The 13811-nt window shown below is 46.7% G+C and carries 11 protein-coding genes; 5 read left to right on the forward strand and 6 right to left on the reverse strand.

The genetic code is table 11. The features are described from left to right. Window positions 1–221 precede the first annotated feature (221 nt). Window positions 222–455 carry a type II toxin-antitoxin system Phd/YefM family antitoxin gene (locus tag DES37_RS09100; protein WP_110025606.1) on the forward strand — a complete coding sequence of 78 codons (234 nt, stop codon included), beginning with the start codon at window positions 222–224 and terminating at the stop codon, window positions 453–455. 30 nt (window positions 456–485) lie between these two features. After that, window positions 486–818 carry a type II toxin-antitoxin system RelE/ParE family toxin gene (locus DES37_RS09105; RefSeq protein ID WP_110025607.1) on the forward strand — a complete coding sequence of 111 codons (333 nt, stop codon included), beginning with the start codon at window positions 486–488 and terminating at the stop codon, window positions 816–818. A gap of 666 nt (window positions 819–1484) precedes the next feature. On the opposite strand, the gene DES37_RS09115 is transcribed toward DES37_RS09105, so the two are convergent. Beyond that, entirely contained in the window at window positions 1485–2174 is a 690-nt protein-coding gene (locus tag DES37_RS09115; protein ID WP_110025609.1) for a hypothetical protein, read from the reverse strand. A gap of 602 nt (window positions 2175–2776) precedes the next feature. Between DES37_RS09115 and DES37_RS09120 the strand changes: the two genes are divergently transcribed. Beyond that, a complete protein-coding gene (locus DES37_RS09120; protein WP_110025610.1) occupies window positions 2777–4009 on the forward strand; it encodes a DUF711 family protein in 1233 nt (410 codons plus the stop codon). Window positions 4010–4407: 398 nt separating this feature from the next. Here the strand turns inward: DES37_RS09120 and DES37_RS09130 are convergent, their stop codons facing one another. Further along, the gene (locus DES37_RS09130; RefSeq protein WP_369792679.1) at window positions 4408–4593 is read right to left on the reverse strand and encodes a YfgG family protein; all 186 of its coding nucleotides are present in this window, start codon (window positions 4591–4593) and stop codon (window positions 4408–4410) included. Between the two features lie 343 nt (window positions 4594–4936). Between DES37_RS09130 and DES37_RS09135 the strand changes: the two genes are divergently transcribed. After that, complete coding sequence (locus tag DES37_RS09135) at window positions 4937–7189, forward strand: sensor domain-containing phosphodiesterase (RefSeq protein ID WP_110025611.1); 2253 nt, start codon at window positions 4937–4939, stop codon at window positions 7187–7189. 74 nt (window positions 7190–7263) lie between these two features. Here DES37_RS09135 and ppx read toward each other — a convergent pair whose 3' ends face one another. From ppx to purM, 4 genes are all read right to left on the reverse strand, one after another. Then, window positions 7264–8808, reverse strand: a complete 1545-nt coding sequence (gene ppx / locus DES37_RS09140) for an exopolyphosphatase (RefSeq protein ID WP_036116318.1) — start codon at window positions 8806–8808, stop codon at window positions 7264–7266. 3 nt (window positions 8809–8811) lie between these two features. Then, entirely contained in the window at window positions 8812–10872 is a 2061-nt protein-coding gene (gene ppk1, locus DES37_RS09145; protein ID WP_036116317.1) for a polyphosphate kinase 1, read from the reverse strand. Window positions 10873–11117: 245 nt separating this feature from the next. Further along, entirely contained in the window at window positions 11118–11759 is a 642-nt protein-coding gene (gene purN, locus DES37_RS09150; RefSeq protein WP_110025612.1) for a phosphoribosylglycinamide formyltransferase, read from the reverse strand. Further along, on the reverse strand, window positions 11759–12796 hold the full coding sequence (gene purM, locus DES37_RS09155) for a phosphoribosylformylglycinamidine cyclo-ligase (RefSeq protein ID WP_110025754.1): 1038 nt from the start codon (window positions 12794–12796) through the stop codon (window positions 11759–11761). The genes purN and purM overlap by 1 nt, the downstream gene beginning before the upstream one ends. A gap of 302 nt (window positions 12797–13098) precedes the next feature. Here purM and upp point away from each other — a divergent pair, with 302 nt between their 5' ends. Further along, window positions 13099–13725, forward strand: coding sequence for a uracil phosphoribosyltransferase (gene upp, locus DES37_RS09160; RefSeq protein ID WP_036116314.1), 627 nt, complete (start codon window positions 13099–13101; stop codon window positions 13723–13725). The last annotated feature ends 86 nt before the right edge of the window (window positions 13726–13811 follow it).

Consider the following 13811-nt stretch of genomic DNA (forward strand, 5'->3'; position numbering starts at 1 on the left):
CTGCAATCAACCCTCTGTTTTACAGGGGGTTTTTATTTATGTGCACCTGTGGATACATTCCACTTTCAGTGAGTGGAAGAAATCAGCTTCCGGCAGGAACAAATTGAACTCTGTACTTAATCTGGGCCTATTTCTCAGAAGAGCAGGGGGGCATGAGATCTTGTTGGTGGTCTAAATATAGTCTATATTAAAACCGAGACATGACCATTAGGCGGACCAACATGAAAGTAGAGACAATCAGCTACGTTAAAAAGAACGCAGCAACGCTTGATCTGTCAGAACCCATCCTGGTCACACAAAATGGTGTGCCTGCTTACGTTATAGAGTCTTATGACCAGCAGCAGGAACGGGAGAACGCCATTGCTTTGCTGAAGCTGCTTACCCTGTCAGAGAAAGATAAAGCGGAAGGGCGCGTGTTCTCGAAAGACGAGTTGCTGGATGGAATTACGGATTAAACGCAGCGCGCTCAACGTTAAAGGATTTTCATGGAACAGCAGGTGACTTTTGAGTACACGCTGACGGTAAAGCACTGCATCGACACAATAGCCAGTTTCCTGAAGCGCGTTGATGTTGAGCCGCGTCCGGTTATCGCAGATATTCTCACACAGTTTGAGAGTACCGTAGGCCAGTTCCCCCTGGGCTGCCAGATTTGCCCCGAATTGCTGAAAATTGGCTGCGCCAAATACCGGGAGTTTAACCACGCTGAAGGCTACCGGGTTTTGTATTCCGTAGACGGAACGTTAGTGACCGCGCATGCGATCCTGGCACATCGGCAGGACGTCCAGCAATTGTTGTTTAAGCGTCTGATCATGGCCTGATAGCCCTGGATGTGTGTTGTACGGCAATAATTCGAGTCTAAAGAGCGTGTTTGTAAATCATCATAACAATATGATTAATATCACAAATTTCATCATCTTGACGGTATTTATTACAGTGTCATCTGGAAGTGGTTGTCATAAAACTCTGTGATAACAAGATGTTGGATGGTTTCTAAACCATTGAGTGGGGCTCCTTTAAGAAAGGTCTGGCATTAACAGTCACTAAATAATACTTAAGTCCACGTAATTGCGGACTTTTTTTATTTTTGGATTAGTCATTTTTGGCAATATCTGGCAACACCAGGCATGGTTTGACCATGGTATGTAGTACTAGTCTTTCGGATCAAGCTGCCAGTCATGCTTAGGGTCTGGTATAAATGTGGTTCCACTTCCATCATAGTTCGTCCCCCACCATGTAATAAATAGCCATCCGCCATGTACTTTGGCTCTCCAGGAGTCTCTGGGGCCCCCTTCATTGTCAATACGTTCCCACTTTAATACTCCGGTACTTTTAGGTTTAGATAACAATCCCATAAATCCTTCCTCCTTCACCATGGTGCTTAATGTTAAGCTCAATTGTGCCCCATGGAAGATACCTCAGCCTATAAATTAAAACTGCAATAGACGAATGTACATGCGTCTATTCAAATGAATGGTTACACGCAATTATGATCTCCATAATTGTCGATATTGAATATTAAGATTTGTACCACCGGAACCTGAACTATCATCTACATACAGGTCCCATTTGTTAGGCTCTTCAATATTTGTTACTCCAAACCCACCAACATACAAAAAATCAGCATTCCGGTTTTTAAAAACGTCTCTGCCTATAATATATTCATAGTCGTGAAGATATTCGTAGAGTTTTATTAAGTGAGCAGGGGAAATTCCATCGTTGTTACCGCACACCATGAGCTCCAGTTCCTCGGGGGTATCTATTTCAAACTGTTTGCTGTCCAGTTTATCTGATTTGATTAAGTATGTTGATACATCAACTGTAGCGAGCCAACACTCTTTAGGAAAATCATCTTTAACACTGAATGGAGAAAGAGAGAACTTGATTCCCAGTACGTCAATTAATTGATATTTCACCCATTGGTGATATCTGGAGAATTTAATATTTCTGCTTTCTTCAAGGAATTTTTTAAGCCAGTGTTTTTCACCTACAAAAACGAACTTCTTATCCTGCTCTAATTGTTCCAGCTCTGCAATTCTCTTTTCTATATCTGCCGAACTAAAAACACTGAGCGCAGTGCCAGTAAATGATATTGTTCTTTGTGAATTAAATATTTCCTCATAATGTTCTGGTTCTATGAAATCTCGATTTCTTTTATCATCTATAGTTAAAATCATCTATGTTTCCTGTATGTATAACAGTGTCTTCTCAGTAGGCGTATTTTTATGGAACTCTCATAACATACTGACGCTGGGAACGTAATACACAGCTATCACCGGCTTATTCGATTGAGAATCGAAAAAATTACAGAGCATGTCTGTATAACCACAAATTCACAATCACTGTCATAATCTATTATTAACGTATGTGGGTCAAGGACTGACAAGACAAAGAAGCCTGGATACCAGGTGTTGGATGAATTTGGGGCAGAAGCAAGCTGGTTTTTTAGCAACAAAAACCAGTACATTGTTGATGAACTGTATAAGTGTGGTGACCGGGGCTGATTGCTTACCATTTACAACATTGACCTGCAGTAATCATGAGATCAGCAGTGGGGTAATCCAGTAAGCCGCAACTGCAACGCCCAACCAGCATGCTACATATTACCAGTATGCTAAAAGCCACTGTATTTGTATGAATCTACTGGCCAGGAGAATGCAAAACCTATTGTTATCAGTATAATTTAGCTCTGATTGCCTCAGGTTTGATATGGTTTTGTGTGTCAGTCATTGTTTCGTTAGCCCTTTCAGTTATGGTGAAAATATATAGGGAGTGTCGGGTGGATTATAAAGATAAAGCACTGTGTAAAATACGGACGGTAACGGCATTTTTATCTTTAAATAGAGATAAAGAAAGTTGGAAAGGTGAAGTTAACCGGGCTTCAAAATTTTTATCAGAGTTAACTGCTGAGTTTAAAAAACATCACTATACGGTACAGTCTGTTCGGGTGGTGACCAATCCATTTGGGGAGTATCTCAATTTAAGCAGTTTAGAGAGCGCCCGGGCTGATTTACGTTACATTAGTGATTTACTCGCTGAACATAGCCAGTCAGGAGTAAGGGTCAGGTTTGCTGTTGGCGAAGCAAAAACCGCAAGAGAAATTGAGTTGCTTCCTGAACTCATTAGTGAGTTTGGGGATTTATGCAATGCATGTGTGAATGTTCCCCTGGATGAGTTTGGTGTTCTCGATAATGAACTCATAAACAACGCTGCTATATGCGTGAAAAAAATCAGTGCGATAACGCCCCGTGGGGAAGGTAATTTTAATTTCACCGTTAACTTCAACTGTAAACCGCTCATTCCATATTTCCCGGCCGGGTACCATCAGAGAGAATTAGGGGATTGTTTTGTCATTGGCCTGGAAACCCCCGATTTGCTGGTCAGCACACTGAAAGCTTTTAATGCCGAAACAAAAGTTACCAGCCATAATGAACGGTTCAGCAGTTATTATAAAATACTGCATACAGCTCTTCAGTATCATATCTCTGCTATTCAACAGATTATGGCTGATGCAGAAATGGAATTCCCTTTCAAATTTTCCGGTTTTGATAGCTCAGCCGCACCATCAAAAAACTGTGCCAGTATGGCCGAAGTCTATGAACAAATGGGCGTGGAATACTTTGGCGCAGCAGGCACTGTCGAAGTATCTGCTTTATTGACGAAGGTATTCAAATCAGTCAAAGAAACCGAGTTAGTGGGTTTTTCAGGGTTAATGCTTGCGTTAACTGAAGATAAAGGATTAGCGGATGGCTCTGTAAAAGCAAACTTTGATATTCGTGCCTTACTGACATACAGCGCTGTTTGTGGCATCGGCCTGGATACCGTACCTGTACCTGGTGATGTCTCTGTTGAAAAACTGGCTGCTTTAATGAGAGATACCGGGACGATGGCTTTTCGTTTAAATAAGCCACTTACTGTGCGTGTATTTCCGGTTCCTGGATTGCAGGCTGGTGATATTACGCAGTTTGAAAGTGATGACTTGTGTAATTGTGCAGTGCTCGCTGTTCCATAATGTTATTCAAGAAATATCAATGGCGGTAATTAATACCGCTATTGATACTGGTATTTAATACAGATCTGTTTAAAAGTAGTGGCCTGAAAAGTAGCAATTATTTTTTTGCGTAAATTCACCAGCTAATGGTCTGAGGGAATGACAGTAAAACAGCCGCTCTTAACCACAGGCAACCTGTGCTTTGTGTGTTTGCACTCGAGCCCGACGGCTATTCCAGCATCTTCATTACCGGGCATGGGTTGTTAATAGGGCGCAAGCAAGCCGCCAGAGCGTGTGTCTGGATTGTGGCCTTCACTTTACTGGCTGAGCCTTACAGCACAGATGCAGAGGGTTCTGTCTGCCAGCCAGTACCAGCAAACGGGGCTGTTTACCCGGCAAAATTTTTAAATCATTGCGTGCTACTGTTGTGATTGTTGCTGAGAGGTGGCATCGATACTCAGGCTGGATTGCTGAGACTGGATTTTGTTCTGGTGGTGATACCATGCGCCAATGGCGGAATAAACAAAACGACCAAAGAAGAATAAAAAGCTGATTAACAACACTGTTCGTGCTATTCGGCTGTTAAATCGGTGTCGTCTGCGCATAGTGGTGGCGTTTGTCACGAAATGGAACCTGTAGTAAACCCAAATGGGCGATACGCTTATTTAGGCACAGCTCTGTTATAAGGTCAATTCTTAATCACTAAAAAGGCATGCCTGCACTCGATATGTGGTGTGCTGTTCAGATAATTCAAAAGGGAAATATCTGTATTTTCGCTAAAACCGTGCATTCAGCGCCAGCGCTGGTTAACAATTCAGCGTGGATTGATCTGCGTCAAATTAAAAGGGTGGGAGGGCACTAAAATTGCACGCCATTTCAGTCAGGCTCCTGGCGCAACGAAGGGAGCATTCACCGCCACAGATTTTTGGGCGAGGTTAAGCGGGCAATATGAAGAGCTGGTATCAACGTAATAAAAATCAGTGGTGGGCATTACCGGGTTTGCTGCCATTGTTTTTATTGCCACTCGCAGCATGGTGCAACACTTTTACCGTTCTTGATGACGGGCGTACTGTGCTCTATTACCTGCCTCATGCATTGTTCATGGCGCTCATGCTGATTTTCGACTGGGCGGCGTTGCCGGGTATCGCGCTGGCTATCTTTGTGCGTTACTTCCCCGGTTATGGTCTTAGCTATACCCTGAATGCCATCTTGCTGATGGTGGGGCCTCTGGCGCTGTGCTGGTTTGGTTACCGGGTGTTTGTCTGGCGGCGCTACCGGGTCATCTTTGGCTCACTGAGCCTCACTTTCTCGCGTTGCATGTGGCTGGTGTTAATTTATTCCTCTATCTTTCTTGTCTGGTATCAGTTGGCTGTTTTCCTTGGTTTTCTTGATGGTTATTACAGCCTTAACGGTGCTGAACCACTGAATATTCGCACGTTGATTAATTTCCAGTCATTAATGGTTGGCACAATCTCCGGAATGCCCTTGTGCTATTTCATTATCCGCGCCATTCGCAACCCGTCTTTTTGCCGTATTTTTTGGTTGCGGCTAAAAAAACAGTTTCACCCGCATGTACATCTGCCTGAAATACTGACCTGGTTTTTTCTCACCGGGGTGCTGGTGGCTTTGATGGTCTCCAAACCGGGGCCTTCCAGTACGATTTTTAATACCAGCTATACCTTTACGTTGCTATTACCGCTGATGCTGTGGGCGGCTATGCGTTTTGGTTATTTGTTTATCACTACGGTGTGGGGAATTTCCCTTATTGTCCTGTGCCGCTACTTTGGTAACTATGTACCTGATGGCGAAGATTTTGCTCTGCAACTGGCAATAACATCTTCTTGCTGGATGGTTTTTTCTTTCACTATTGCGCTAATGGCGGCGATGACCACTCGCCAGCGTGCAGTATTTTTTCATGTGCGCCAGTTGGCATTAATTGACCCCGTTTTCCAACTCCATAATTTACGGGCTCTGACACGCGATACCAGTAAATATGCCAGCTCACTGCTATGTTTTATCCGCATACCGGAACTGGAAATTCTGGGCCGCAACTATGGTCTGTTGTTTCGCATTCACTATAAACAACATTTGGGCATGTATTTGCGCCAAAGCCTGAGGGAAAACGAAAATCTGTATAACCTCTCCGGGCATGACCTGGTATTGCGTTTGAATAACAGCGACGATGATGAGCAGCGCCTTAATCATTTGAGTGAGGCAATTCAACAGTTTCGCTTCTTATGGGATGGCATGGTTTTTCAACCGCAAACCGGTATTAGTTACTGTGTTGCTTTGCCGCCAGTAAATCACCTGCCTTTGTTGCTGGGTGAGTTAAGCACTATGGCCGAATTTTCGCTGACCACTCGCCGCGTGGAAGGCTTACTGGACAGCCAGCTTCACCCGTTGCAGGAAGATATGCGAAAAAAAGTAGCAATGATGAATATGCTACAGGAGGCGCTGGAACATGACCATTTCCGTTTGCTGGCGCAGCCCATTCAGGGTGTTCGTGGGGATACCTGGTATGAAGTGCTACTGCGTATGTCCGGGCCTGGTGGCAAAGTGATATCTCCGGAAGTATTTTTTCCGGTAGCCTGCGAATTCGGCTTGTCTTCTCGCCTGGACTTTTGGGTACTGGAACATAGCCTGGCATTTATACAGCGCCATAAAGAGCGCCAGCGTGGCATCAGGTTATCTGTCAATTTATCTCCCGCCTCTGTTTGCCATAATGGGCTGGTGCGTGAGGTTTCCCATCAACTGGCGCGTTTCGAAGTGGAACCCTGGCAACTGGTGCTTGAAGTGACGGAGACAGATGAATTAACCAATGTAGAACAGGCAAGGCATAATCTTGCCGGGTTGCAGGCACTGGGGTGCAGTATCGCGATTGATGATTTCGGTTCTGGGTATGCAAGTTATGCGCGCCTGAAAAAAATGGACGCCGATATTCTTAAAATTGACGGCAGCTTTGTGCGCAACATACTGACCAGTAGCCTGGACTACCAAATCGTTGAGTCCATTTGCCAGTTAGCTCGGGTGAAGAGGATGAAAGTTGTCGTGGAATATATTGAAAACGAAGCTATTTGCGAAGCGGTTAAACAGATGGGGGTTGATTACCTGCAAGGGTATTATATTGGCCACCCGGAGCCTATCGAAAAATTATTTGACCATGGTAACCCGGCTCACTGCCGTGTAGTGGAGCCTGCTTAATCCCCTGGGGCAAAATAATGGCGGGCAAATAGCATGTTTGCCCGCCACCAGGTAAGAACTGTAACCAGAGGGAATCAGGCCGCAGATGCCTCTTCCGGCTGAGCCTCTTCTATAGTCAGTTTCCAGCCAGTCACGGCTTCCCAATATTGCTGTTCTTTTTCTAAATCCAGTAATACCAGCGCATTCTGGCTGAACCAGTCATGGGGGAAGCACAGTGTCCAGTGGTTCTCGTCTGTTGTCAGCACCAGCGATGGCGGCGTGGTAGTCGCCTGGCGTTGGTTATTCAGTAACACGCCAAGGCGTAGTAGCTGAATCAATGGCAGGTACTGTTTCTTTTTAAACAGTGTAAACCGCGGTAGCTCATCCAGTTTGATGGCCTTACGATGAAAACGTACCAACAGCGCCATCAGCGTTTGTTGTTCCTGGTTAAAACCAGGCAGGTTGCTGTTTTGCAGAATATAAGCAGAATGGCGGTGCATACCACTATGGTTAATATTAAGCCCTATCTCATGTAGCATGGAGGCCCATTTCAGGAGTGCGGCCAGTTGTGGGTTAGATAGTTTTGGGTTAGCAGCCTGCCATTGATCAAACAAATATGTGGTTGTTTCCAGTACACGACGCGCCTGATCATCATCAATATTGTATTGGTTCGCCAGACTCTGTGCAGTGCGGATACGAATATCCTGGTGGCGGAAACGGCCTTCCATTTCATACAGCACACCTTCGCGCAGTGCCCCGTCAGATAAACGTAGTTCTTTGATCTTCAGTGCATCAAACACCCCGCACAGAATGGCGAGGCCTGGCAGGAAGACTTCCCGGCGCTCATCAGAAAGACCTGGTAATGAAAGGTTGAGCACATGGTTATATTTCAGCACTTCAGTGGTCAGTTTATCCAGGCGTTCCGGGGTGATCATGCCGTCTTTCTCCCCCATGGCAAGCAAGACTTCACAGGCAGCTTTAATTGTGCCCGATGCCCCCATTGCCACATCCCAACCTTTCAGGCGGTACTGCCACGCCAGTGTTTCCAGTTTCTGTACTGCGGCGAGCCTTGCCCGGTTAAATGCTACCGGGCTGATAACCCCGTTGGGAAAGAAGGTTTGACCAAAGCTCACACACCCCATCCGGCGGCTTTCCACCAGAACAGGATCGAAGTTTTCACCAATAACCAGTTCAGTTGACCCACCACCGATATCCACAACCAGCTTGCGGCCTTTTTCCGGCTGAGTATGCTCCACACCCATAAATATCAGGCGGGCTTCTTCATTACCCGGGATAATTTCAATCGGGAAGGGGATAACTTTTTCCGCTCGTTTGAGAAATTCCGTGGCATTACGTGCCTGACGTAAGGTATGCGTGCCGACGATACAAACATTGTCCGGGCTGAACCCCTGCAGGCGCTCGGCGAACAGCGCCAGGCAGGATAACCCGCGCTCCATCGCTTCTTCGTTCAGCATGCTGTTATCATCCAGCCCATCGGCCAGATGCACACGTTGTTTTAAGCGACCGATAATTTGCATCGCACCATCGACCACACGCGCTATGACCATATGGAAGCTGTTGGAGCCGAGGTCGACCGCCGCAAATTCTTCAGGGCGGGGAGTATGTTTGGTTATTGGCATAGATTAATCAGGTTGTTCCAGGGATTTGAGATAATCGTAAATCGCCAGTTGCGCCTGTACCTTGCGGCGGTTACCGCGGGGCACATAACGATTGCTCAGTTCTTTATCAATAAAACGCGCCTTCACTGTATCACTAAATAGTATCTCAATAATATCCAGAACGCGCTGTTTCAACACCGGGTCCAACAACGCGACAGCCACTTCGATACGGTAGTCGATATTGCGCGTCATCCAGTCGGCAGAAGACAAATAGACTTTTTTGTCACCGCCATTCTCAAAAATATAGACCCTGTCGTGCTCAAGGTAGCGGTCAATAATACTGATAACCCGAATATTTTCACTAATCCCTTCTAAATCAGGTATTAATGAACACATGCCGCGAATGAGCAGGTTGACTTTAACACCAGCAGAAGAAGCAGCATACAACCGGTCTACCAGGCCTTTATCAACCAGGTTGTTGATTTTCAGTGTAATAGCCGCAGGGATACCTTGCTGAGCATTCGCAATTTCCTGGTCAACCAGTTTGTAAAGCATGTTCCTGGAGTTTTGCGGTGACACAATCAGGTGGTCGAAATTCACCGGGCGATAGGGGTTTTCAATAAAATTAAACACGCGCCGTACTTCATTGGTTATCCGCTGATCGGCGGTGAGTAACGCATAATCGGTATACAACCGGGCGGTTTTTTCGTTGAAGTTACCTGTACCAATATGGGCATAGCGCACCACTTCATCACCTTCACGGCGAGAAATCAGGAACAGCTTGGAGTGAATTTTTAACCCGGGCGCCGAGAAAATAACATGAACGCCGGCTTCAGTAAGCCGTTTTGCCCAGTGAATATTGGCGGCTTCGTCAAAACGCGCCTGCAATTCCACGACCACTGTGACTTTTTTGCCGTTATGCGCCGCGTGAATCATTGAGTCAATCAGGCGCGAATCTTTGGCAACCCGGTAAATGTTTATCTTGATAGCCAGTACATTCGGGTCAAACGATGCCTGGCGGAACAGTTCAAGCACATGCTCAAAGGTGTGGTAAGGGTAGTAAAGCAGTACGTCCCGTTCACGAATGGCATCAAAGCCGTTACGGAATTTATCGAACCACAAATGGCGCAGGCGCGGCAGGGGTTTATTGAGCAGGTTGGGTTTGCCAATATTCGGGAAGCCGATAAAGTCTTTAAAGTTGTGGTAGCGCCCACCAGGAATAATGGAGTCGTAGCGTGAGATAGAGAGTTTTTCGCGCAACAATTCCACCATTTCTGCCGGCATATCGCGCTGGTAAACAAAACGCACCGGCTCTGCGGTTAAGCGTTGTTTCAGGCTGGAGGACATCAGTTCCAGCAGGCTGGATTCCATTTCTGTGACCAGGTCATATTCTGCGTCACGGGTCATCTTCATGGAGTAGGCATTCAGTTCGTCATAATCAAAAAAGCCTTTAAAAATATCATCCAGACAATAACGAAGAATGTTATCCAGTAAGATCATTGGCTTGCGCCGACGAGGTGTTTCTGGTGGCAGGTTAACGAAGCGGGGCGCTTTATCGGATGGTATCTCCAGCAGCGCATAGTTCACCACATCGCCATTGATTATTTCGACTGCCAGGTAGGTGAAATCATCTTTAAGAAATTGCACCAGGTCGGTTTCGCGGGTGATAAGAATAGGCGCGATATAGGGGCGCAAATGTTGCCTGAAGTATTCTCTTAACCAGACTTGCTGGTTATCTGACAACTGGCGCTCGTTAATGAGAAATATTTGGTTGCGCGCCAGCTCCAGCAGAAGCTCATTGTACAGCCCATCAAACTCCTGATCGGTTTTTAATACCTTGGACTGAATCTTGCCCATCAGGTGGCGATAGTGAGCATTACTGCCTTGCTCTTCACTGATAAGAATGCGCCGTTTTAACTCCGCGAAACGTACTTTGTAAAATTCGTCGAGGTTGTTGGAGTAGATGCCCAGAAAGCGCATACGCTCAATGAGTGGGTTGTTTTTGTCTGCGGCTTCCTGGAGTACGCGTTCATTGAAAGCCAGCCAGCTCAGTTCTTTATCAATATATAACTTATCCAGACCCATGAATCCTTCAACTCCGGTAAATAAAACAGAGGACACGCCTGACCATCCTGCAATAACTATTATGGCGAGCTTTGTCCGGGAATGTCCAATAATGTCATAACAGTATGACAAGAAAGCGAGCGACTTGATTGACTAATAAAAGCGCAAAAACAACTAACAGAGTGGGTGAAGGTAAGCAGAGAAAAAGTAACTGACGGGCTTTTGTAAATTAAGCAGAGGGCGAAAGCTGCACCTCTGCCAGGTAATTATTCGTCACCTGCATAGCCTTGAGCAGGCAGGCGCTGGCCATCGAGCCAGGCATGGTTACTGTGCATCACCAGGCGTTCTGAAAGAAACCAGTTAATGACCAGTGGGTAAATAGCATGTTCCTGAACCTGAACCCGCGCGGCAATAATCTCTTCATCATCGCCATCGAAAACCGGAACTTTCGCCTGCAAAATAACCGGGCCACCATCAAGCTGCTCGGTGACAAAATGCACGGAAGTTCCGTGCTCTTTATCACCATTCTCCAGTACCTGGCGGTGAGTGTGCAGCCCCGGGTACTTAGGTAGTAATGACGGATGGATGTTGACCATTTTGCCCAGATAGTGGCTTACAAAGGCCGGGCTCAAAATACGCATGTACCCGGCCAGCACAACGACATCAGGCTGGTAAGCATCAATTTGCGCCATCAAAGCGTTATCAAAAGCTTCCCGGCTTTCAAACGATTTTGGGTCGAGAGAAAAAGCCGGAATGCCCGCTTCACTGGCACGGGTTAGCCCGTACGCACTGGTTTTATTACTGAAAACAGCAGAAAGGGTGCCGTTGATTTTGTTCTGGTTACAGGCATCAATAATGGCCTGCAGGTTACTGCCATTACCGGAAATCAGCACCACAATCTTTTTCATTACGCAATGACCACACGCTGTTCATCACTGGATGCTTTAATTGCACCAAGCTCCCAGGCGTTTTCACCAAGGTTGCGCAGCAGTTCCAGAGATTTTGCGGCATCTGAGGCAGCAACGGCAATCACCATTCCCACACCACAGTTAAAGGTGCGGTACATTTCATGGCGGCTGACATTACCAGCCTGTTGCAACCAACTGAACACAGCAGGCCACTGCCAGGAGGCTTCATTGATAACCGCCTGAGTGTTGTCGGGCAGTACGCGTGGGATATTTTCCCAGAACCCGCCACCCGTTAAGTGGGCAATGGCATGCACGTCAACTTTGCTGATTAATTCCAGTACTTGTTTAACGTAGATGCGTGTTGGTTCCAGTAAATGGTCGGCCAGAGGTTTGCCTTCCAGTTGAGTGGTTAACGGGTCGCAACCACTGACTTCAACAATTTTACGTACCAGTGAGTAGCCATTGGAGTGCGGGCCGCTGGAACCCAGCGCTATCAGCACATCGCCGTCAGCCACTTTACTGCCATCAATGATTTCTGATTTTTCTACCACACCAACACAGAAACCAGCGACATCGTAATCTTCACCGTGGTACATACCCGGCATTTCTGCCGTTTCGCCACCAACCAGTGAACAGCCAGATTGCAGACAACCTTCAGCGATACCTGTGATAACGGAAGAAGCTGTATCTACATCCAGCTTACCTGTAGCGTAGTAATCAAGGAAGAACAGGGGTTCTGCACCTTGTACTACCAGGTCATTCACACACATAGCAACCAAATCGATACCAATGGCATCGTGGCGTTTAAGATCCATCGCCAGACGCAGTTTGGTGCCAACACCATCAGTCCCGGAAACCAGTACAGGCTCACGATATTTCTGTGGCAAAGCGCACAGTGCGCCGAATCCGCCCAAACCCCCCATAACTTCAGGACGGCGGGTTTTTTTTACGACACCTTTGATTCGGTCGACCAGAGCGTTACCTGCGTCAATATCAACACCGGCATCTTTATAGCTGAGAGAGGTTTTGTCGGTCACTGCTAAGTCCCCACGCGGTTGCGGTTGGTGCGCTACCCAGGCCAGCATTCAGGCAAGCTTGCGCGTACAAATGTGGCGTGTTCCGGGTAGTGCGCTAAAAATCGCGGCAATTCTAACAGTGCAGGCAAACGTTTGCGAGCCTATTCTGAAACCTGAATGCAGAAATCTTTGCTGCCGGGCAATTCCACCGCAGTTGATCCCGATCAAGCCTTAACGGGGAGTGAAAGGTGGAACCGTTCAGAAAAAGCGGTATAATCCGGCGATTTTTTTTGTGGCTGCTACCTGTCTGGGGGAGAAAGAGTATGAAGATTGTGGAAGTGAAACACCCACTCGTCAAACATAAGCTGGGTCTGATGCGTGAGCATGATATTAGCACCAAGCGCTTTCGGGAGTTGGCCTCTGAGGTGGGTAGTTTGCTGACTTACGAAGCAACAGCCGATTTAGAGACAGAGAAAGTTACCATTGAAGGCTGGAATGGCCCGGTGGCTGTTGAGCAAATCAAAGGTAAGAAAATCACCGTTGTACCTATTTTGCGTGCAGGCCTTGGCATGATGGAAGGCGTGCTTGAGCATGTGCCCAGTGCCCGAATCAGTGTTGTCGGTATCTACCGTAATGAAGAAACACTGGAGCCGGTTCCTTATTTCCAGAAGCTGGTGTCTAACATTGACGAACGTATGGCGCTGGTGGTTGACCCGATGCTGGCAACGGGTGGTTCGATGATTGCCACAATTGACCTGTTGAAGAAAGCAGGTTGCCACAGTATTAAAGTGCTGGTGCTGGTGGCTGCGCCAGAAGGCCTTGCGGCGCTGGAGAAAGCGCATCCGGATGTTGAGCTTTACACCGCATCCATTGACAAGGGGCTCAACGAGCACGGTTATATTATTCCCGGTCTTGGTGACGCGGGCGATAAGATTTTTGGAACGAAATAATTATTCAATAAGCCGACTAATGAGTCGGCTTTTTTTTGGTGAAATCACCACGCTATTACACAACATAACATCACTGAGGAACACAC

This window comes from Mangrovibacter plantisponsor (assembly GCF_003182475.1).
GTDB lineage: Bacteria > Pseudomonadota > Gammaproteobacteria > Enterobacterales > Enterobacteriaceae > Mangrovibacter > Mangrovibacter plantisponsor.